This is a genomic window from Streptomyces sp. NPDC042002, from assembly GCF_055588305.1.
Genome location: NZ_JBVJCT010000010.1, coordinates 48,499 through 71,475, shown reverse-complemented (window position 1 = coordinate 71,475; position 22,977 = coordinate 48,499). Strand labels below are relative to the sequence as shown.

The following is a 22,977-nucleotide window of genomic DNA, read 5'->3' as shown; positions in this document are numbered from 1 at the left end:
TTGACCGAGCTGGCCCCTGGCCGCTGAACATCACGTCCACAGCTGCCTCGCTGGCTTGGGTCGCGACCTCGGCGAGCGCCCGTGCGTGCGTCCTCGGGCATCAGCACATCCGCGGACGGAGCATGTTCTTCCGATTGGCCGGATCGTAACCTGCGTGGAGCCTGTCGCCGTTCGGCCACGGGAGTGCCGTCGTGACCCGCGGCCCGCCCTCCGGGAGGGCCCGGGAGCCGGTCGCGTCACCGTGCCACAGGTCCGGCAGCCAGAACGGTAGCCGCCGAGGCCAGGTCGCGTCAGGCAGCTGTGGCGCGGCCCCCTCGGCGTGGGCGCCGCGTGGTCCAAGCGAGAGCCCTGAGTGGACCCGGGAGCCTGGGCGACGGGCTCAGAAGACGAAGCGCTTCCGGATCCGACGGGGCTTTCAAGGCGTCAGAGCATAAGCAGCAGTCGCGTGTTCGGTACGAGCTTCCGGTTCACGCTGGTGCTCTGCACGAAGATCGTGAAGTCGTCGTTGTGGTCGGGCCTGACGCGCACTTCCACGTCCGGCAGGCCGAGCAGGGCTCGGGCCTCTGGGCCCGAGTACACCCGGTCCGTCTTCTTCTCCAGCACCGCGATCTGCTTCCGTGCCTGGATCTTCTCGGACTTGCTCAGCTCGTAGAACGCGCCACCGGTACGGTAGGTGTGCCCGCATTCGACGACCCAGTCCCGTATCGCCGCGTCACGGGTCACCGGGATCAGCCGGTATCCCGACGGATCCACCGCAGCGAGGCCGGCCGCCTTGATGGTGTCCTCGTTGACCGCCTCCGCACCCACGGAGAACACTGCCCGCGATCCCCGGATGCCCTGGGTGCGGCCCACCATGAATTTCTCGGTGGCCTCCCGGATGACCTGGCCGGCTTCCTCCAGACCCTGTGTGCTCGTGGCGTCCCAGACCGCGATGTTGTCCCTCGGGAAACCGCACTGCATGGCCTCGCGCTTGCCCATCTGGTCCGGCACGAGGACGGCCAGCGTCCAGTTGTCCTCCTGCGTCGCGATCATCTCGGCCACGGCCTTGACCAGTTCACGCGGATTCCTGACGGGGGCGTCCGGACAGCGATGACTCGCGTTCTCCTGCCCGTCCGTAAGCACGAACGTCAGGAAGCTGTGGTCGCCGTACAACTGGGCCGTCTGTGCCAGCTCTTGCTGTGACTTCAGTGCGGCCGCGAGCAGAGCCGTCATTCCACCGACCCGGTACGACTGCTTCAGCGACGGCATCCGCAGCACGTCCTTGTCATAGATGACGCACTCCACCTTGTCCGCGAAGACGTACACCGTGACACGGGTTTCCTGGTCCAGCTCCCTCGACCGGCGAGCGAGATACGCAATCTGCTGGTCGGCGACTTCGACGACCTTGCGGCTCAGATGCGACATGGACGAACTGGCATCCAGCACAAGGGCAACGTGATTGATGTAGTTCTGACTTCCGGCCATGGCAGCTCCCCCTGGTTCCGACTCGATGCCCTCACTGTCCCACCCACCACTGACAATCGATCTTGGCTCCGGGAGCGGAGCGGCCATGGCGTCCGGGCTTGTTCGGTTGGCTTCCGCTTGTCCCCAAATGAGATGTTCTCAACCTGGAGTCGCGGACGTGCCGGCCTGCCCGGTGCTACGGCGAGGTGGGCGGATGGGAGGAACGGAGCACGAGCAGGGTGATCTCGCTGGGGGCGAAGACACGGAAAGGCGGGCCCCAGAAGCCGGTGCCTCGGCTGGTGTAGAGGAGGGTGCGGTTGCCATGGTGGCTGAGGCCGGCGACGGTGGGCTGGTCGATGCGGACCAGGTGGTGGAAGGGCCAGATCTGGCCGCCGTGGGTGTGGCCGGAGAGTTGGAGGTCGATGCCTTCGGCTGCTGCCCGGTCGACGAACTTGGGCTGGTGTGCCAGGAGCAGGACGGGCAGGTCGGGGGCGGCGCCGTTCAGGGCTCCGGCGAGGTGGGCGCGGTGGCCTGCGAGGCCGGAGGACTCGGCGGTGACATCGTCCACGCCGGCGACCACGAGGGTGTCGCCTCCGCGTTCGAGCAGCAGATGCCGGTTGCGCAGCGGCTCCCAGCCCAGCTCGTCCATCAGGTCGACCCAGCCCTGGGCCTCGCTGTAGTACTCGTGGTTGCCGGTGACGTACACGCGGGCCCGGGTGGCCCGCACGGTTCCGAGCGGGGCGGCCTGGGCGCGGCGGCGTTCGGCCGTGCCGTCCGCGATGTCGCCGGTGTGGCAGACCAGGTCGGCCTCCAGAGAGTTCACCGTCTCGCACACCCGTGCCGACCAGCGGGCGCGATCGAGTGGGCCGTAGTGGGTGTCGGTGATGAGGACGACGCGGGTGCCGTCCAACCCGGCACCCAGTCGCGGGAGTTGCACGTCGAGTCGGCGCACGCGTGGCACGCGCCGGGCCTCGGCGTACCCCCAGGCGAGTAGTACCGCGGTTACGCCGAGGACGGCCCAAGTGACGATTCGGGCCCGGTCCTGACCCTCGCCGACGCCGGCCACGGTCAGGGCGAGCCGCAACAGGACGCCGAGCAGCACGGACCAGGTGAACAGCACCCAGCTGGCGCCCAGCAGGCTGTCACCGACGATCGCCGCCCGGTCCTGCTGACGCCGGCCGTGGCCGCGCATCATCGCGAGCGGCATTCCGACGAGACCGAGGACGAACAGGGCGGTGCCGCCCAGCGTGACGGGCGGCGACCAGTGCTGGCCGGTGTACAGGAGCACCCAGCAGGGCACGGCCCACAGCAGGACGGGGGCGATCAGGGGGATGTAGCGCATCAGGCGGTGCAGTCGGCTCTGCCGCGGCGCTTGCGCTTCACTGTCGGCGGATCGGGTGTTGCTGGTGTCGGTCACGCTTCCCCTCTCTGACCAGGCCGCAGTCTCTGACCAGGCTGCCGCCTCGCGCACTGTATCCGGTCGTCTTCAGGCCGGCCGAATGGGCGTTCATGGGTGCGGTTCCTCTTGGGGCGAGGGGTTCTCCGCGGGACGGCAAGGCCCCGCCGGAGACACCTCTACTTGACGAACCTGCCGGCTGCCGACGAGGCACGCGTGGGCGGGTTCCTTAGGGAGGCGCAGGGCTGCCGCCTCCGCCGGACCCGTCGCCTCGGGTGCGAGCGGCAGGTGGATCGTGAGGGTGCCGGAGCGGTGCGTGAGTTCGCCGAACGGCATCGGGGCGACGCCCATTTCCGCCGCCACCGTGCTCGGCTCACAGTGATCGCGCATCAGCGGCCGCGTCTCGAAGGGCGCGGGCCGGCGGGCGACCAGCCTGCCGATGCGACCGAAGCCGAGGACGCCCGCCGTCTTGCGCCTCGGCGTTGACCACCACATCCTCGTCGACCTGGGTGCCACTGCCATCCAATTCTTCGGTGGGTTTGATTCGCCGCCGCGAATCCGGCGGGGAAGGGTCCCTGAGCTACAAGGGCGCACGGAATTGCTCCGTCCGAATTGTTCATCCGCCGTGATAGGCCGAGTCGGTGCCCCCTGGCGCTCGTGCTGGAAAGCGGATTCAAGCTGGGCTGGATCCTGGCGCAACAGGGGGCAGCCGCAAGATCTTCATGGCTGGCTCATCACGCAAATTCCGATTTGGAAGTATTCTCCGGACGGAACTGCCTGTGCAGGGTGGCTGCCGTCGCGGGCGGCGTCCGTTGCCGCGTCGCGACGCTGGCTGGAGGCAATCCACGCCTTAATTTACAAACTGGTCCGTACCGGATATGCGGAGTTGGGGATGTTCTCGTCCTGCTGGATTGGGGAATCCTTTAGTAACCGGTGCTGGCATTCGCGTCTCCGGTCGGTTAACGTTTTCCTCGTGCTCCATGATCAATACATGGTGACGCGCTCTCCGTCATGCGGTTCCACGGACGACGCACCGGCATGCGGAGGGAATTCCCCCGCATGCCCTGTCGGCTGATATCTCTAGGTATACCTCTATGATTTCAAAGGCTGATCAGGGCTGCTCGGGATTCGAGGTCGGTGTGTCGAAGGATCTCATCCTGGATGAGATATTGGTCGAGTACCACTCTGTGCGGGGGAGCACTCTTTCTCTGGAGTGCGAAGGGTTCAATTTCTTCGGGTTCGTGAAGGCTGAAGCGACCGCCGCGATGACATCGGCAGCCGAGGAAGAAGGCAGGCTCAAGCCGGAATCCACGTTCATCGAGTCTTCCTCCGGAAGTCCCGGAATTGCCGTCAGCGCGATCCCCGCCAACCGGGAACGCAAGCTGACCTCCGTCGCCGACGTCCGGCGCAACGAGCGGAACATACGGCTCATGCGTTCACTCGGCACCGAGACCGTGGTGATCCCGGACCCGGACGAGAGCGGCCCTTGCCTGGGAAGCCGGATCCGCCACGTGCGGAACGACTGCGCCCTGGCCCCCGACCTGGTCTGGCCCAAAGAGCACTTCAGCGACGATGGTCGGCGCGCCCGGCACGGCACCACGGCGCCCTGCACGGCGAGGACTGGGCTCGCACGCATTTCGGCAACACCTACAGGTTCGAACCCTCCCCGGAATTCACCTCTCCCGTTGCCGGACCGGCCCAGGTACAAGGAGACGAAGATGTCGACCGATTCGCCGTCCGACGTTCGTCTGGACCAGCTGTTCATCGCCCAGGCGGAGCGCACGCCGGACGCGCCGGCCCTCGTCCACGGGACGGAGCGACTCAGCTACGCGGAACTCCACGCCCGTGCCCTGTCAGTGGCCCGACGCCTGACCGCACTCGGTGCCCACGAGGAAACCCTCGTCGCCGTCGCCTTCCACCGGTCCGCCGATGCCGTCGTCGCCATGCTGGCGACCCTGTTGTCCGGGGCCGCGTACGTGCCGGTGAGTCCCGCCTACCCCGAGGAACGCATCATGCGCATCCTCAGGGATTCGAAAGCCCCCATCGTGCTGTGCGGCGACGGACTCGAGGCGTCTGTCGCGCGGGCCGCACCGGCGGGAACCGAGGTGCACGGGCTCAACGCGCTCCTCTCCCGGGAATCGCCGCTTCCCGAGCCCGCGTCCGTTCCCGTGCCGGTCACCTCCTCCTCCGCGTCGCCGCTGGCCTACGTGATGTACACCTCGGGCAGCACAGGCCGCCCCAAGGGCGTGATGGTCGAGCACGCCAGTGTGCTGCGCCTGGTCCGCGGCGCGGACTACTTCCCCTTCTCCGCGGACGAGCGGTTCCTGCAGACGGGCGCGTTGGAGTTCGACGCCGCCACCTTCGAGATATGGGGGGCGTTACTCAACGGCGCCGTCCTCCACATCGTCGACCAGGAGACGCTGCTGACGCCCGCACTCCTGAAGAGGGTCCTGCGCCAGGCGGAAATCACCGTGCTGTGGCTCACCTCGCCGTTGTTCAACCAACTGGTAGACGACGACGTCAGCGTGTTCTCCGGACTGCGGACCCTCCTGGTCGGCGGAGACGTCCTCTCCTGTCGGCACGTGAACCTCGTCCGCACGGCCCACCCGACCCTGCGTGTGCTGAACGGATACGGCCCCACCGAGAACACCACCTTCACCACCGTCTTCCCCGTCGAGAGGCACTACGACACAGCCATCCCGATCGGGCGCCCCATCAACGGGACCACGGTCGCCGTCCTCGACGCCGACCGGAAGCCCGTGTCCGCCGGAGAGATCGGCGAGCTCTACACGGCGGGGACCGGCCTGGCCCGGGGTTACCTGAACAACCCCGAGCTGACGGCCGAGAAGTTCGTCCTCGTGGACGGCGTACGGCACTACCGGACGGGCGACCTCGTAAGCAGCGATCCCCACGGCGTCCTCTCGTTCCACGGCCGGACGGACCATCAGGTCAAGATCCGCGGGCACCGGATCGAGCTGGGAGACATCGACAACGCCCTCCTGGAGGCCCCTGGCCTCGTCGACAGCCACACTCATGTCGAGGACGGGCCCACCGGCGGCAAACAGCTGATCAGCCACGTGGTGCTCAGCCCCGGCCACAGCGAGCAGGACGTCCTGGACGAGCTGCGCAAGCGGCTCCCGTCATACATGTGCCCTGCGCACCTGGTGCCGATGGACCGCCTGCCCCTGAACGCCAATGGCAAGGTGGACCGAGACCAGCTGCTGTCGCCGCCACGCCGGAGCGGAGCCGGAGCGGCGCCCAGGACGCCCGAGGAACACATTGTGGCCCGGCACTGGGCCGACGTACTGGGCCTGGACGCGGACCGGCTCGGCGTGGAGGACGACTTCTACCAGCTGGGCGGCAGCTCCATCACCACGGGTGCCCTGATCGGCAGGCTGGCCAGGGACCCCGGGGTGGAGCTCGGCTTCGGCGACCTCTTAGCCGCACGGACCCTCGGCTCCATGGCGCGGGCGGTCGCCGGCGCCGCCACCACCCGGTTCCTGCCGATCCCGGCAGCCACCGGCAGTGGTGTGCTCCATCCACAGCAGCGGGCGCTCTACGCGCTCTGGCGGCTCGACCCGAAGAACCTGGCCTACAACATCCCGATCCGAGTGGAGGCCGGCGGCCCACTCGACCCCGATCGCCTGCGCACGGCACTGGGCCGGTTGACCGAACGCCACGACGCCCTGCGGACCAGGTTCGACACCGGCGGCAACGGTGTCGTGAGGCGGGTCGAGAGCAGCGCCCCGGTGGAACTGACCGTGGTCGACGGTGCGGCCACCGACTGGATCAAGCCCTTCGACCTCGGCGAACTGCCCTTGCTGCGTGCCGCCCTCGAACGGTATCCGTCCGGTGCGGACGTCCTCCACCTCGATGTCCACCACATCGTCTTCGACGGTATGTCACTGCGCCTCGTCATGGACGAACTGTTCGAGCTCTACGCGGGCTTCGAGCCGGCTGCTCCGGCCGTGGACTATGCCGCCGCGGCCGAATGGGCCGACGCAAGGACCTCTGGGACGGAGCTGGCGCGGGCGAAGCGGTACTGGCTCGCCCGGTACGCCGAGCCGGTGCCGGCCCTCGACCTGCCGACGGACCGGCCACGCCCCGCCCTTCGGTCCACGGCGGGTGCCGTGGTGGCGATGGACCTCTCCTCCGAGGACACGGAGCACATACGGGCCGTGGCGGCGCGGGAGTCCCTCCCTCTCTTCGTCGTGCTCCTGACCGCCTGGACAGCTGCCCTGGCCCGGCTCTGCGGGCAGCGGGACATCATCGTCGGCAGTCCCATGGGCGGGCGGCCCCATCCCGACCTCGAAGACGTGGTGGGCATGTTCGTCAACACGGTCGTCCTGCGGGCCTCGCTGTCCCCAGGTGCCACTCTGGGTGATCTGCTGAAGGACCTGAGCGCGGAGCACGGCGCCGCACTGGACCACCAGGAGTACCCGTTCGCCGAGCTCGTCCAACAGCTCTGCCTCCCGCGGGACTTGAGCCGCAACGCTCTCTTCGACGCCTTCTTCGCGCTGCAGGACATCGATTTCCACAGCTTCCGCGCGCACGGGCGGAGGGCGACCCTGTCGCTGCCGCACCCCGGCACCTGCCGCTTCGACCTCAATCTGCAGGCCTGGCGGAAACCCGGCGGCTTCACGCTGGAGCTGGAGTACTCCACGGCCCTGTTCGAAAAGGCCTCCGCCGCCTTCCTGCTGGACCGTGTCGTCGAAACGCTCCGCGAGCTGTCGTTCACCCCGCACGCTCCGGTTCTGCCGGAGCGGGCCGAGCAGCCCGCTCGGGTTCTCGAGGCAGCCGACTTCTCCTTCTGACCAAGGCGAGATTCTGATGACCCCCTTGACCATCCTCCTTTGCGGGGCTGTGACGTTCGCCGTTCGCTACGCGCTTTTCGGGCCGATCGGTCCCGAGCACCTGCCCACGCGCATCCGCGGCACCCTGCCCTACGTGATGCCCGCTGTGCTGATGGCGATCATCGTGCCGTCGGTACTGCTGGCCGGTGACTCCGGTGACTCCGGTGATCCGGCGTCGGTCGCCCCCTACCTGGTGGGGGCGGCCTGCGGGTTCACGGTCGGCGCGTTCAAGAAGGACGCGTTCTTCCTGGTGTTCGCGGTCGCCATGGCCGGCTTCATGGTCACCAAGTTCGCGCTGTGACCCGCCTCCTGACCGCCACTGGAACGAGGTTGAAGTGATGTTGCCGCGACACAGTCGTGGGGGTGAAGCCCTGCAGGGAGCCCTGGCCGCCGTCCCCGTCATCATCGGCGCGGTGCCGTTCGGCCTGCTCTTCGGCGCGCTCGCCGAGGCGCAGGGCATGAGCGTGGTCAACACCATGTCGATGAGTCTGTGGGTCAACTCGGGCTCTGCCCAGATGATCGGCCTCGGCATGATCACGTCGGGCGCCGCGTGGCCGCTGACGGTCATGACCGTCCTGTTGGTCAGCCTGCGCCACGTCTTCTACTCGGCCGCCCTCGCACCGTACGTACGGCCGATGCCCCTGCTCTGGCGCGTGGCCATCGCCTTCGGAATGACGGACGCTGTCTACGCCTTGGCGGCCAAGCGGTTCAGCGATCCCGTCCCCGAGCAGGACAACCGGCGCTGGTACGTGCTGAGCAACGCGATCACGATCTACCTCGCCTGGAACCTCAGTACGGTCTGTGGCTGGGTCTTCGGCCAGACACTCGCGGACCTGAGCTCCTGGGGCCTGGACTTCGCCGTCTACGCCTCGTACATCGGGCTGGTCGTCTCGTCCTTCACGACCAGGCGTGCGTTGGTCATCGGGCTCATCGCAGGCGCCGGCGGCCTCCTGCTGAGTCATCTGCCGTATCAGAGCGGCCTGTTCCTCGCCACGCTCGCCGGCACCTCGATCGCGGCCTTCTGGGAGAGCAGGGCGCGCGTCTCCGACACGGAGCAGTCGTTCTCCCCGCGATCTGAAGACGAACGGCCGGACAGAGAGATCGGTATCACCACCCGCTGAGCGCCATGCACCGACGCCCGTCACAGCCGTCGGCTTCTCCACACATCCCCATCCGCAGCAGAGGGGCGGGCCCGTGATGGCCTCCCCGTCGAGACCGGGACTACGAGATGAGTATTTTCCAACTGCAGCAGGCCCGCAGCATCCATCCCGACCAGGCGGAGTTCTGGGACGCGCAGCAGGGCGCTTGGGCCGAACCCACCATGCTCATACGCGACCACGCCCGCCACCACGAGCCCGTCACCGACCGCGTCGTTGTCGGACTGGACTCCGCCACAGCACAGGCCGTCGCCCGGATTTCCCAGGGGGACGGGGTCCTGAAGACCGTCCTCGGCGCGACCGGTCTCGCGCTGCTGGCGGTCCGCAGCACCGACCGGGCCGCGGTCACGCTGTTCGTTCCCGTTCCGGACGACCAGGGCCTCAACCGGGCCGTCCCGGTGAGCGTCGCGGTGTCCGGTGCCGATTCGGGCCGCGCGTTGCTGACCAGCGTGCGCACGAGCTACCTCGCGGCATCGGCGAACCTGGACATTCCGGTCCGGCGGTTGCTCGACAAGCTCGACGTACGGCCCAGCGACCTCATGCTCTCGCTCGACGGCCGGCTCACCGCCGAGGACGCCCGGGCGGCAGGGAGCCCGCTCCTCTTCGACCTCTGCCTTCCCGCGGACGGACCGGCCCGCGTCGAGCTCGACTACGACTCCGCCCTCTTCACCGCTGCGACCGCCGAGCGTCTGGCCGCCGCGTACGCGCGGGTCCTCAGCGGTCTGGTCGACGATCCGTCGCTCCCGGTCGGCCCGCTACTGCTCCCGGGGGACGAGGAACTCGCGCTGCTCGAAGGCGAGTTCAACCGGACCGAGGCACCCTTCCCCGAGGACCGGCTGCTGCACGGCTTCCTGGAGGAGCGGGCCGCCGCCGAACCGGACCGCGTCGCCGTCGTCGACGACGGCACCACCTACGGGGCGCTGAACGCCGCGGCGAACCGTCTGGCACGCGCCCTGCGCGAGTCCGGGGTGGGGGCGGGCGCCCCCGTCGCCGTGTGCGTTCCCCGCTCAACCGACCTGCTCGTGGCGATCTACGCCGTACTGAAGGCGGGCGGCGCCTACCTGCCGGTCGACCCGACACTGCCGCGCAACCGCATCGACTACCTGCTGGAGCACAGCCGGGCGGGCATCGTGGTGGCGACCGGGGCCACGGCGGCCGTTGCCGGGCGCCGGCGGGTCCTGCTGCTCGACGACCCCTCCGTGACGGGTCGGCCGGACACCGACCTGGACCCCGTCACCGGGCCCGGGGACGTCGCGTACATCATCTACACCTCGGGATCGACGGGCCGACCCAAAGGGGTGATGGTCGAGCACCGGGCCATCGTCAACCGCCTGTGGTGGATGCAGAGCGCCTACCCGCTCGACGGCCACGACGTGATCCTCCACAAGACACCGTTCACCTTCGACGTGTCCGTCTGGGAGATCTTCTGGTGGTCCCTCGCCGGTGCGTCCGTGGCCATCCTGCCCAACGGCGACGAGCGCGACCCCGAGCGGATCATCCGGAGGATCGAGGAGAGCGGAGCCACCACCCTGCACTTCGTCCCCTCGATGCTGCACGCCTTCCTCGGCTTCGTCGGTGCCACGGGTGAACAGGAACGGCTCTCCAGTGTCCGCCGGGTCTTCGCGAGCGGTGAGGCTCTCGCCATCGACCAGGTCCGGCAGTTCGAGGAGCTCCTCGGCGCGCAGCGCGACCTGGTCAACCTCTACGGCCCCACCGAGGCCGCCGTCGACGTCACGCACCAGCCCTGCAACGACCTGGACGGCACCCGGTCCGTGCCGATCGGCCGCCCGATCAGCAACATCCGGCTGACCGTGCGGACGAGGTCCGGGGACCTCGCGCCGATCGGCACCCCCGGTGAACTGTGCATTGTCGGCATCGGACTGGCCCGCGGCTACCTGCACGCCCCCGAACTCACCGACGAGCGGTTCATCACCGGTGAGAACGGCGAGCACCGCTACCGCACCGGAGACCTCGCGCGCTGGCTGCCCAACGGCACGGTCGAGTACCTGGGGCGACTGGACACCCAGGTGAAGATCCGCGGCTACCGTATCGAACCCGGCGAGATCGAGCATGTGGTCCAGCAGACGCCGGGGGTCCACCAGAACGCCGTCGTCGCACGGAGCACCGAATCCGGTGACAGCCTGCTGGTCGCCTACGTGGTGACCGGCGACGGCTACGACGAACCGACCCTGCGTGCCGCCCTGGAAGCCGAACTCCCCTCCTACATGGTGCCGCGGCACATCATCGAGGTCCCCGCGATCCCCACCAGCCACAACGGCAAGCGCGACGTCTCCGCTCTGCCCGCGCCGCTGCGGGACGCCGCCCCCGTCATCGCCCACCGGGCGCCGCGGACGCCGGTCGAGCGGCGGCTCGCCGAGATCTGGACGGACGTGCTCGGCCTCGACTCCATCGGCGTGGACGACAACTTCTTCTCCCTGGGCGGGGACTCCATCAAGTTCATCACCGTGCTCGCCCGCTCCAGGGCCGCCGGAGTGGACTTCACCTTCCAGGAGCTGTTCGACCACCCCACCATCGCCGCGCTGGCCACTCGCGTCGTCGCCGCCGGAACCGGCGTACCGGAGGCCGACGACGAACCCTTCGCGCTGGTCGGTGAGCCGGACCGAGCGCTGCTCCCCGTCGGGGTCGTCGACGCCTATCCGATGTCGCAACTGCAGGTCGGCCTGATCTACGAGGCCGTACGCGGTGGCACCGAGGGGATGTACCACGACATCCTCAGCTACCGCATCAACGGGACGGTGGACACCGGCCTCTTCGACCGGGCGGTGGACTCGGTGGTGCGGCGGCACCCGCTGCTGCGCACCTCCTTCCACCTGAACGGCTTCAGCGTTCCTCTGCAACTGGTGCACGAGAGCGCTCCGTCGCCCCTGCGGGTCTTCGACCTGCGAGGCCGGTCCGCCGACGACCAGCAGGAGGAGCTGCGTCAGTTCGCCGAGCTGGAACTCCGCGGCGGCTTCCGCTACGGCAGTACCGACCTGGTCCGTGTCCACCTGCACCTGCTGTCCGACGACGAGTACCAGTACTCCCTGAGCTACCACGACGCGGCGCTGGACGGCTGGAGCGTCAACACCGTCCACCGCGACATCTTCTCCGCCTACTTCGCGCTGCTGGACGGCGACGAACCGCAGGTCGGATTCCAGGCGGAGAAGATGTCGCACCGCCAGTACGTGGCCCTGGAGCAGGCGGCCGTCGCCTCGCCCGAGCAGCGCGCGTTCTGGCTTGAGGTCATGGACGGTGCGGAGAGCACCAGGATCGCCCCCTGCACCGAGCCCGAACCCGAGCGAGGCGGCGTGGGCATCCACGACGTGACGTTCCCGCGAGGCCTGTCGGACGCCGTCCGGGCGACCGCCAGGCAGATGCGGGTCCCGGTCAAGGCGGTGCTGCTGGCGGCCCACGTCGGCGTCCTGGCCTTCGTGGCGGGAACCTCGGACGTCATCACCGGCTACGAGCACTCGGGGCGTCCTGAGATCGAAGGCGGCCAGGACATCGCTGGCCTCTTCCTCAACACCCTGCCGTTCCGGGTCCGCGATCTCGGCGACCGCTGGGAGGACCTGGTTCACGCTGTATACGCGGCCGAGTCCGAGCTGCTGCCGAACCGCCGCTTCCCGATGGCCGAGATCAAGCGGGCGGTGGGCAGCCGCGAGACCCTGTTCGAGACGGTCTTCAACTTCACCCACTTCCACGTGCTCAAGGACCTCACCGCCCGGGACGGTTTCGAGTTGGTCCGCTCGATCGTCAACGTGCAGAGCGAGTTCCCCTTCCGCGCCGAGTTCTCCCAGGACGCGGTCAGCGACGAGGTCATGCTCAGCCTGCACTTCCACAACGCCGTGTACGAGATCGAGCAGGTGAAACGGCTCGGCGGCTACTACCTCGCCGCACTGAACGCGCTGGTGACCGATCCGGCCGCACAGCGGGTCGGCACGTCACTGACCCGCGCCCAGGAACAGGACGCCCTGCGATCGATGTCCGAGGGCCCCGGGTTCCCGCTGCCGGAGGGGACCTTCCTCGACGTCTTCGCCGAGCAGGTCCGCCGGACCCCGGAGGCGATCGCCCTGGAGCACGGCTCCGAACGGCTCGACTACGCCGCCCTCGACTCCGCCTCCGACCGGTGCGCAGCGCAGCTCCTCGCGGCGGGTGTGGTACCCGGCGATGTGGTCACCACGGTGCTGCCGCGGGGGATCCTCTGGTCGCTGACCATGCTCGCCCTGCTGAAGATCGGCGCGGTCTACCTGCCGCAGGACCGGAGCTTCCCGGTCGAGCGTATCGCCGCCGTGCTCAGGCGCAGCGGCTCCCGCTTCCTGGTCGCTGAGGCCGACGACGCGGCGCGGTGCGGCGCGGCCCTGCGCGAACGGGTGGACGGGCTCACCGTGGTGACGCTCACGGACCCCGGGCCGGGTACCGCGGTCGAGGTTCCCGCCCCGCCTGCGCCGGAGGACACCGCCTACATCATCTTCACCTCGGGATCCACCGGCGACCCGAAGGGCGCCACGGTGCGCCACTCCGGGATGCTCAACCACCTGCTGTCCAAGGTCGTCGATCTCAAGCTGACGGCAGAGGACCGGGTCGCCCAGATCAGCACCCAGTGCTTCGACATCTCCGTCTGGCAGCTGCTCGTCGTGTGGCTGGTCGGCGGGCGGACCGTCATCTACGACCACGACACGGTTGTGGATCTGCCGGTCTTCCTCACCGCGCTGGCCGATGACGGCATCACCATCCTGGAGACGGTGCCGTCCTACACCGACGCCCTGCTCACCGAGGTCGAGCAGCGTCCCACCCCGCTGCCGGCCCTCCGCTTCAACATCATCAACGGGGAGCCGCTGCCTCCGGCACTGACGCGACGCTGGTTCGCCAGCTACAAGATCCCCGTGATCAACGCGTACGGCCCCACCGAGTGCTCCGACGACGTGACCCACCACTTCATGTCCGCCGGCTTCGACGGCGTCCGGGTCCCGATCGGCCGGCCGATCATCAACACGAACCTGCACGTCGTCGGCGCGGACGGGCTGCCGCGCCCCATCGGCAGCTACGGCGAGATCTGCGTCACCGGCGCCGGCGTCGGACTGGGCTACATCAACGACGCCGAACGCACCGCCGCCGCGTTCGAGCCGAACACGCTCGACGGGCGGTCCGCGCGGATGTACCGCACGGGTGACATCGGCCGGTGGCTCCCCGGCGGCCTGCTCGACTGCGCAGGCCGCCGCGACGGGCAGGTCAAGATCCGCGGATACCGCATCGAACTGTCGGAGGTGGACGGGGCGGTCAACCGCCTGCCAGGCGTGGAGACCTCGGTGACCCTGGCCCGCGACGTGGTGGGGGAGAAGCGGCTGGTGACCTTTTACACCGGCCCGGCCGAGCCCGACCGCACCGAGTTCAGACGGCAGCTCGCCGAGATCATCCCGGATTACATGCAGCCGGAGATCCTCGTACGCCTCGACGCCTTCCCGCTCAACTCCAACGGGAAGATCGACCGCCGGGTGCTGGCAGCCCAGCCCCTGAGCACGGACCGGGACGTGGAACGCGAGCAACCTGCGACCCCGGACGAGGAGTTCGTCCGCGATCTGTTCGCCTCGGTGCTCGGAGCGCACCCCTCGGAAGTCGGAGTCACCGACAACTTCTTCGAGATCGGCGGACATTCGATCGCGGCGATGAAGGTCGCGGCCTCCTCACAGGGCCGCATCATGCTGCGCGACCTGCTGGTCAGACCCACCGCGAGACTGATGGCCGTGAGCTTCGCCGACAACGGCCGCTCCCGGCGCGGCCTGCTCGTCGACCTGACCGCAGCCTCCGGAGCCCGCCTCGACAACGCCGAGGCCCTGCTCGTCTGCATCCCGTTCGCGGGCGGTAGCGCGGTCAGCTACGTACCGCTGGCCAGGCAGCTCACCGACGACGGCATTCCCGTCCGGGTCATGGGAACCGAGCTGCCGGGCCGTACCGCGGGTGACGTCCGTCCGATGGTCTCCGTGGACGTCCTGGCACAGCAACTCGCCGACGAAGTGGCCCGGGAAGCCGACGGGCGACCCGTGCTGGTACTCGGCCACTGCGCCGGTGCCTCGCTCGCGATGCACACGGTCCGCGCCCTGGAACGGCAGGGCCGCACCGTCGGCCGGCTGCTCATCGTGGCCAAGCTGCTGCGCTCCATGGACCCCGCGGACCACGCCGCCAACGAGGTGGTGCACATGAGCGAGCAGCAGATCATGGACTGGATGGCGGACAACACGGGCCTGGACGAGGTTCACCGGCTGTCCGCGACCGAGCGTACGGACCTCGCCAAGTCGTTCCGCTACGACACGGTCGAGGCCACCCACGGGTTCCACCTCGCGCTCTCGGATCCCGGCCGCGCCGCGCTCGCGGCCCCCGCGACCGTGCTGCTCGCCACCGACGACTCGCTGATGGGCGACCACGAGGCGGTCGTCGGCAACTGGGAGGGGTTCGTGCCGCGGTGTCGCGTGGTCGTCACCGACCACGGTGGCCACTACCTCAACACCAGCCGCCCCGAACTCCTGGCCGAGACGGTGCGGCAGGACCTCGCGTCGATGAAGAGCACCGGCTGAACGCCCGGGGTGGCGCCAGGGCCGGCCGCCACCCCCTCCTCAGCCCAACGGCAGGGATTCCTGTCCGACCGCCCGAACGGGAACTCACAGCTGAGAAACCGGAGCAACGACATGACTCCTTCCCACGACCCGGCACGGGTGGTCGAGGCCGCCGGCCTCACGGGAAGAATCCGCAGCACCCCCAGCCGTCTCCTGGACGAGGAGGTCCTGGAGCCACAGTTTCGCTACGAGGCCGAACATCTGCTGCCCTGGTACAGGGTCGTCGAGAAGGTGTTCGCGATCGAGTACCGGCGTATGGGGCTGATCACGGAGCATCAGGCTGCGGAGATCGGCCGGCTGCTGCACCACGCGACGCGGGACCGCATCACAGCGGACGCGCAGACCAACATGTCCGACATCGCCTTCGCTCTGGAACTGCATGTCGAGCAGGGCCTGAGCGAGCCGGTCACGGCCTGGCACGTCGACCGCAGCCGCAACGACATGCAGTCGACCGCCCAACTGCTCTTCGGACGCCGGTTGCTGCTCGAAGGCGCCCAGGTTCTCCTCGCCTTCACCCGGGCCGTCCACGGGCTGGCCGCGCGCACCGCCGACCTGCCGATGGTGGGCCAGACGCACCTGCAGGCGGCCCAGACGATCACGCCCGGCTTCTACTTCACGGCCGTCTCCGAGCAGATGCTGCACACCCTGCGCCGGCTCCTGTCGACATACGACGGACTCAACCTCAGCCCGCTCGGCTCCGGGGCCATGACGGGACAGGACCTGCCCTGGGACCGCGCCGCGATGGCCGAGCTGCTCGGTTGCTCGGCTCCTCAGCCCCATGCGCTCACCGGCGTGGCCTCGCGGGCCTGGGTGCTGGAGACCGCCGCCGAACTCTCGCTCCTCGGATCCTCCCTGAGCCGGTTCATCAGCGACCTGATGACCTGGGGCAGCGGCCTGTACGGGTTCATCGAGCTGCCCGATGAGCTGTCGGGCATCTCCTCGGCCATGCCGCAGAAGAAGAACTACCCGGTGCTCGAACGGATCCGGGGCAAGTCGGCGCACCTGAGCGCCTACTACTTCGACATGCTGCTGGCCCAACGAGCCACGCCCTTCAGCAACATGGTGGAGGTGTCGAAGGAGGCCGGAGCGAACCTGCTGCCGATGTTCACCACGCTGGGCACCACGATGCGGCTGTTCACCTCGGTGGTGGAGAACCTCCGCTTCGACCGGGCGCGGATGCTCCAGGCGGTCGAGCGGGAATTCCTCGGCGGCTTCACCCTCGCCAACCAGCTGACCCTCCAGGAATCGGTGCCCTGGCGCAAAGCCCAGGTCATCGCAGGCCGGTACGTCGTCGCGGCGCACACCGCGGGTATCCGCCCCCGCGACTGCGCACCGGAGCTGCTGCGCACCGCGGCGGCCGAGCTGGGCTTCACCCTGGACGCGCCCGAGGCCCTCCTCGCGACGGCCTTCCAGGGCGAGGGCGAGCTCTACCGGAAGACCACCCCCGGATCGGCCCATCCCGATCAGGTGCGCAAGCTCCTCGACGCGCAGAACACCCAGCTCCAGCATCTCGACGCGGTGTGGTCCTCGCGGCAGGAGACCGCCGACGCCGGCGTGCGGCGCGTCGATGCCCTTCTCGGGCTGACCGGCGAGTTCGTGGGCGAGGGAGACCTGAGATGACCGGTGGCGACAACGTGGCCGCTACCATCCAGGCCGTCGACGCGCCCATGGTCGGCACCGGCAGCGCCCCGGGCACGTTCGGTGAGCTGCTGCAGGGCGCCACCTCGCAGGAGCGGCTCGACTTCCTGGTGACGCTGCCGATCGACCGGGGCGCGACAGCGATCTTCACCGCCGATCCGGCCCGTCCCGACGTCACGGTATTCCCTCCGCACAAGCACCGCTCCCGCCGGCTCGTCCAGGTGATGCTGCGGGAGTACGGCTTCGCGGGCGGGGGCCATCTGGACCTGCGCGGAGACCTGCCGGAAGGCAAGGGCCTGGCCAGCTCCTCCGCGGACCTGGTCGCGGCCGCCCGCGCGGTGGCCGAGGCCCTCGGACTCGTGGCGGGCGGCGAGACCATCGAGTACTTCCTGCACCAGATCGAACCCACCGACGGTGTGATGTACCCCGGGGTCGTCTCCTTCTACCACCGCGAGGTGCGGCTGCGGGAGCGCCTCGGCGCGCTGCCGCCCCTCTCCATCGTCGGCATCGACGAGGGCGGCGTCGTCGACACCATCGCGTTCAACCAGCAGCCCAAGAACTTCTCCAGGGCCGAACGACTCGCGTACGACGGCCTGCTCGCGCGGATCACCCACGCCGTGCGCACCAGCGACCTGGAGTCGGTCGGCCAAGTGGCCACCCGGAGCGCCCTGATGAACCAGCGGCTGCGGCCCAAACGCCTGCTCCAGCAGATGATCGACCTGTCCCGGGAGATCGACGCGCTGGGTGTCGCCGTCGCGCACAGCGGCACCGCCCTCGGCGTGTTGGTCTCCCGGTCGGACCCCGACTACCAGCACAAGATCGTCGAGGCCGACACCCGCGCCACCGCACTGGCCGGCAACGCCACGCTCTTCCACTCCTGCCGCCAGCCGGCCTCCTGACCACCTCTCACTTCGGACGGGAACATGCCCTACCAGAGCATCGTCGACGCAATCGGCCACACCCCGCTGATCAAGCTCGCGCTGGACCTCCCCAACTCGGTCGAGGTCTACGCCAAAATGGAGTTGCAGAACCTCTACGGGATGAAGGACCGCGTCGCGCGGCAGACCATCCTCCAGGCCCGCAGGACCGGCGAGCTCGCCGAAGGCGCGCCCATCATCGAAAGCTCCTCGGGCACCATGGCCCTCGGCGTCGCACTCGTCGGCGCCCACCTCGGCCATCCCGTGCACATCGTCACCGACCCCCGGATCGACCCGATCACCCACGCCAAGCTCCACGCGCTGGGCTGCACCGTGCACATGGTCGAGACCATGTCCGCCGCCGGCTGGCAGAGCGCCCGGCTGGAACTGCTCGCCGAACTCATACGAGACCTGCCGGACGCCTTCTGGCCCCGCCAGTACAGCAACCCCGATAACCCCGGCGCCTACCGCTTCCTCGCCGAGGAACTGGTCTCCGACCTGGACCGGATCGACGTCCTCGTGGCCTGCGTCGGCAGCGGCGGCTCGCTGTCCGGAACCGCCAGGGCCCTGCGCCGGTTCCTTCCCGACCTGCGCGTGGTCGCTGTCGACTGTGTGGGGAGCGTGGTCTTCGACCAGCCCGACAACCCCAAGCGGCTGCAGAGCGGCCTGGGGAACAGCCTCGTACCGGTGAACCTCGACCGCACCCTCATCGACGAGATTCACTGGCTCAACGACCACGAGGCGTTCGACGCGACCCGCGCCCTCGCCCTGGAGCAGCAGATCTTCGCCGGGAACACCTCCGGCTCCGTGTACCGCGTACTGCAGGACGTGGCCCGCCGGGCCGCTCACGGCTCCAAGATCGTCGGCATCTTCCCCGACCGGGGCGACCGCTACTCCGACAACGTCTACAGCGACGCGTACTGGACCGAGCGCTCCGTGGCCGCACTCCCTCTGTCGCGTACGCCGGCTGAGGTGGCCGCGGGTACCGAGGTCGGCACCTGGTCATACGCGGCCCAGGACCAGTCGGCCCCTGCCCCGCGCAAGCTCCTGTTCGTGGAGGCCAACACCTCGGGAACGGGAGTGCTGGCCCTGGAGCTGGCGTCGCGGATGGGCCTGGACCCTGTCCTGCTGACCAACGCGCCAGAGAGGTACGCGGGGGCAGCGGAGTCCGGGTGCGAACTCGTCGTGTGCGACACCTCGACGGAACGCGGCCTCAGGGGGGCGATCAGCGAGCGGTTCCCCCGCCGCGACATCGCCGGCATCACCACCACCAGCGACTTCTACGTTCCCGTCGTCGCCGCCCTGACCGACTGGCTGGGCCTGCACGGCAACCCTCCGCAGGCCATGGCCGACAGCCGCAACAAGGCCAAGGTCCGTGAACTGCTGGACGCCGCGGGTGTGCCCCAGCCCCGCTTCGCCCCCGTACGCTCCGCCGCGGAAGCCGACGAGGCCGTGGACCGGGTCGGCCTGCCGTGCGTCGTCAAGCCCGCCGACGACTCGGGCTCCAACGATGTCCTCCTTTGCCACTCGCGCGCGGAGGCCCTCGCACACGCGGAGCGCGTCCTGGCCGTCGAGGTGAACGTCCGCGGACTGCCTACCGCACGCACCGCGCTCTTCGAGGAGTACGTCGAGGGACCCGAGTTCAGCGTGGAGATGTTCAGCACGGGCGGTGTCGCCAAGTGTGCCGGCATCACCGCCAAGACGGTCTCGGCCGGGCCGTACTTCGTCGAGCAACAGCACGTCTTCCCGGCCCCGTTGGCAGAGCGGGACGCCACCGCCCTGCGTGCCGCCGTGGCCGCCGCGCTGGACGCGCTGGGCATTCGGACCGGACCCACGCACTCCGAGGTCAGGCTGTCCGACCGGGGCCCTCTGATCGTCGAGGTCAACCCCCGGCTGGCCGGCGGCATGATCCCGGAGCTGATCCGCCTGGCGACCGGTGTCGAGCTCCTGGAACAGCAGCTGCGAGCAGCCTGCGGGCGCGATGTCACGCTGGAGCGGACCCGGGAGGCGACGGCCGGCATCCGCTTCCTGGCCGCCGGCCGGGACGGAGTACTTGCCTCCGTCGACGGCACGGACGGGGCCCGGGACGTACCGGGTGTCCAGCGTGTTCATCTCACCGCGGCGGCAGGCCGACCGGTCCGGCCTCCGCGGAACGCCTATGACCGGCTGGGATACGTGATCGCCGAGGGAGCCTCGGCGGAGAACGTCGTCAAGAGCCTGGACGAGGCGGCCCGACTGCTGACCGTGCGCCTCGAAGGTGCGTGAGGCATGAGGCAGTTCCGGGAATCCACCGATTCGCAAGGAGTCCTCATGCCTCAGGAAGCCCCTTCACCCATCGGAATGTCGTCCTCCATGGAACAGCTGCGTCTCGAATACCTCGAGCGGTTCCCGGGCTGGACGCAGCAGTTCGTCACGATCTTCTCCGGCAAGGCGGCGCCCGGACAGCGCGCCCCGAAATGGATCGCACCGCCCCTCGTCAACTGGTTCCTGACCCTCGTCCAGCTGGCTGCCGCCGTGCTCGGCAGCGTGTACGCGGTGCGTTTCCTCGGCTGGTACGCGGCAGCCGTCCTGCCGGTGACCTGGCTCGTGACCGTCAACGCCGTCCGCAAGCTACAGGTCACCTGGAGCCATCACGCCGTCCACAAAGAGATTTCGGGCAACAAGCACATGGACAAAGCGGTCCAGGTGGTGTCCAGCGCGATCAGCCTGACCTCGAACTACGAGGACATCTTCGAGGACCATATCCGCAGCCACCACAACCGAAAGGTCTTCACCACCATCAAGGACCCCGACTCGGGCTTCCTGATGTACCTCGGGTTCCGGCCCGGCATGCCCATGGACCAGCTGCGCAAGACGCTCCACCGCGCTCCGTTCTCTCCGCGGCTGCACCTGCCCTTCGTCACTTTCCGCTTCCGCACCAACTTCATCACCGCCACCTGGACCCGGCGGATCGCCTCCACCGTCTGGGTGGGCTTCCTCGTCCTGCTGGGTGTCCTGATGGACGGCGTCGAGTACAGCCTTGCCTTTCTCGTGCCCTGGCTGCTGCTGTTCCACTGGGCGGCGCTGTTCCAGACCATTTCCGAACACCCCTGGATGGCGTACGACGGCGCCCCGGTCACGCGTGCCGACTACGTCTCGCGCTGCTGGGCCCGCTTCTGCCTGGAGCCGCTGCCCGCCCCGGACGCCCCGGCCGCCCGGCGCGCCGCCGCCTGGGGCCGCTGGCTGCTGCGGATGGTGTTCATCCAGACGCCGGCCCGATTCGGAGTCCTCGTCTCGGACCTTCCGGCCCACGACCTGCACCACGTCGTCCCGGCCGACCACGCCTGGCACTTCGCGTTCTGGCACCGGCAGGGCCACATCGACGACGCCCATGAGAGCCGCATGGACCAGCGTGAACTGACCATCACCCGTGCCATCGACCACGTCCTCGGCGGGATCAGCCTCTCGCCGCTGGCATCGCCTCCGTCCCCGGCGGAGCCCGCACGATGAGCTTCCTGTACCTGAGCATGAGCTTCCAACGCCTCATCGCACTACGGCACGACCCCTACAAGGAGACACCCATGGCCACCTCAGCGCCCGCCCCCCGGAAGCAGCTGCTGATCATCGAGCCGATGTCCTCGGGACTGACCCTGCTCGGCGCCGCTCGCGACCTCGGCCTCGCCACCGTGGTCTTCTCCCACGACGACGCCGACCGAGTGGTGCCCGAGGCCGCCCGCGGTGAGATCGACACCTTCGTGGTCGTCGACACCAACGACCCTGCCGCGTTGGCCGAGGCGGCTGCCCGGGTGCACGCGCGGCTGCCCCTGAGCGGGGTGGTGTCAGGATCGGAGTTCTACGTGGACGCCGCCGCCCGCATCGCCCACCAGCTCGGACTGCCCGGCCTGCCGCTCGACACGGCCGAGGCCGTCCGGGACAAGACGCGGATGCGTTCGATGCTGTCGAAGGCGGGTGTCCGCGTACCGAGGTACGCGCCCATCTCCACCTCGGACGATCTCGACGAGGCCGCCTGTGAGGTGGGGTTCCCTTGCGTGTTGAAGCCGGCCGCCGGGTCCGGGTCCATCCAGGTCAGCCGCGTGGAGGACGCGGGCCAACTGCGCGCCGCGTACCGGGCTCTGGCCGACGAGGCGGACTTCGTGTTCGACCAGCCGGAAGACGGCCGGGCCTTGCTGGAGCGGTACTTGGAGGGCCCCGAGTACTCCGTCGAGGGCTACGTCAGCCAGGGCCGGGTGACCATCGTCTCCGTCACCCGCAAACTGCTGGGCGCCGAACCCTACTTCGTCGAGCTCGGCCACGTGGTGCAGGCGGACCTGCCCCCGAAGGTGCAGGCGCAGGTCATCGAGTACACCTCGGAGGCCGTGTCCTGCCTCGGCATCAGTCTGGGCCCCTTCCACGCCGAACTGCGCCTCACCGAGGACGGTCCTGTGCTGATCGAGGTCGGCGCGCGCCTCGCCGGGGACCGCATCGCCGAGCTGATCTTCCTGGTGACGGGGGTCTCGCTCCGCCACATCATGGTCGCCGCGCACACCGGTCTGGACCCCGAGGCCGCCACGGCGCACGCCCAGCCCGCCGCGAAGTACGCCGCGGTGCACTTCTTCACCGCACCCGGCCTCGACGTCCTCGACCGGATAGAGGGCCTGGACACCGTGGAGCAGCATCCCCAGGTGACCGAGCTGCGCATGTACCTTCAGCCTGGAAGTCCCATCCCGGCCGCTCGCGACCTGCGTTGTCGGCTCGGACACGTCGTCTTCACCGCGGACTCGGCGGAGCAGGAGGCCGAGAGGCGCGCCTGGGTCGCCTCCACCATCCGCTTCGCATGAGACGGCACGCACCACGTCAGGAGGGGGTCCGGTCATCGTGAACGCGGCCGAGCGCCGCCTGCCCGGTCGGCGAGCGTATCGGCTGTGCGGGGAGCTGACACTGAGAGTGTCGGCGCTCGGACGGCGAAGATCGCGTGCGCGGACGTTC

The 22,977-nt window shown here is 69.1% G+C and carries 13 protein-coding genes; 9 read left to right on the top strand and 4 right to left on the bottom strand.

Features of this window, described 5'->3' with window-relative positions:
- Positions 1-423: 423 nt before the first annotated feature.
- The 4 genes from ACZ6KY_RS17430 to ACZ6KY_RS17415 all read right to left on the bottom strand — a co-directional run bounded on the left by ACZ6KY_RS17430 (position 424) and on the right by ACZ6KY_RS17415 (position 4,271).
- Complete coding sequence (locus ACZ6KY_RS17430; RefSeq protein WP_469311138.1) at positions 424-1,464, bottom strand: vWA domain-containing protein; 1,041 nt, start codon at positions 1,462-1,464, stop codon at positions 424-426.
- Between the two features lie 175 nt (positions 1,465-1,639).
- Entirely contained in the window at positions 1,640-2,860 is a 1,221-nt protein-coding gene (locus tag ACZ6KY_RS17425; RefSeq protein ID WP_469311137.1) for a metallophosphoesterase, read from the bottom strand.
- 90 nt (positions 2,861-2,950) lie between these two features.
- Positions 2,951-3,334 carry an NAD(P)-dependent oxidoreductase gene (locus ACZ6KY_RS17420; RefSeq protein WP_469311303.1) on the bottom strand — a complete coding sequence of 128 codons (384 nt, stop codon included), beginning with the start codon at positions 3,332-3,334 and terminating at the stop codon, positions 2,951-2,953.
- A 616-nt stretch (positions 3,335-3,950) separates the two neighbouring features.
- Positions 3,951-4,271 (bottom strand): hypothetical protein, encoded by a 321-nt coding sequence (locus tag ACZ6KY_RS17415; protein ID WP_469311136.1) that lies wholly within the window; start codon positions 4,269-4,271, stop codon positions 3,951-3,953.
- Between the two features lie 286 nt (positions 4,272-4,557).
- On the opposite strand from ACZ6KY_RS17415, the gene ACZ6KY_RS17410 reads away from it, so the two are divergent.
- From ACZ6KY_RS17410 to ACZ6KY_RS17370, 9 genes are all read left to right on the top strand, one after another.
- On the top strand, positions 4,558-7,653 hold the full coding sequence (locus ACZ6KY_RS17410; protein WP_469311135.1) for an amino acid adenylation domain-containing protein: 3,096 nt from the start codon (positions 4,558-4,560) through the stop codon (positions 7,651-7,653).
- Between the two features lie 25 nt (positions 7,654-7,678).
- The gene (locus ACZ6KY_RS17405; protein WP_469311134.1) at positions 7,679-7,993 is read left to right on the top strand and encodes an AzlD domain-containing protein; all 315 of its coding nucleotides are present in this window, start codon (positions 7,679-7,681) and stop codon (positions 7,991-7,993) included.
- 37 nt (positions 7,994-8,030) lie between these two features.
- The gene (locus ACZ6KY_RS17400; RefSeq protein WP_469311133.1) at positions 8,031-8,813 is read left to right on the top strand and encodes an AzlC family ABC transporter permease; all 783 of its coding nucleotides are present in this window, start codon (positions 8,031-8,033) and stop codon (positions 8,811-8,813) included.
- 107 nt (positions 8,814-8,920) lie between these two features.
- Positions 8,921-15,418 (top strand): amino acid adenylation domain-containing protein, encoded by a 6,498-nt coding sequence (locus ACZ6KY_RS17395; RefSeq protein ID WP_469311132.1) that lies wholly within the window; start codon positions 8,921-8,923, stop codon positions 15,416-15,418.
- A 111-nt stretch (positions 15,419-15,529) separates the two neighbouring features.
- Positions 15,530-17,077: a lyase family protein gene (locus ACZ6KY_RS17390; RefSeq protein WP_469311131.1), complete on the top strand. Its 1,548-nt coding sequence runs from the start codon at positions 15,530-15,532 to the stop codon at positions 17,075-17,077.
- A complete protein-coding gene (locus tag ACZ6KY_RS17385; RefSeq protein ID WP_469311130.1) occupies positions 17,074-17,994 on the top strand; it encodes a GHMP family kinase ATP-binding protein in 921 nt (306 codons plus the stop codon). Before ACZ6KY_RS17390 ends, ACZ6KY_RS17385 begins: the two co-directional genes overlap by 4 nt.
- 24 nt (positions 17,995-18,018) lie before the next feature.
- Entirely contained in the window at positions 18,019-20,277 is a 2,259-nt protein-coding gene (locus ACZ6KY_RS17380; RefSeq protein WP_469311129.1) for a pyridoxal-phosphate dependent enzyme, read from the top strand.
- Between the two features lie 45 nt (positions 20,278-20,322).
- Entirely contained in the window at positions 20,323-21,501 is a 1,179-nt protein-coding gene (locus ACZ6KY_RS17375) for a hypothetical protein (RefSeq protein ID WP_469311128.1), read from the top strand.
- Positions 21,498-22,829, top strand: coding sequence for an ATP-grasp domain-containing protein (locus ACZ6KY_RS17370; protein WP_469311127.1), 1,332 nt, complete (start codon positions 21,498-21,500; stop codon positions 22,827-22,829). Before ACZ6KY_RS17375 ends, ACZ6KY_RS17370 begins: the two co-directional genes overlap by 4 nt.
- Positions 22,830-22,977 lie beyond the last annotated feature (148 nt).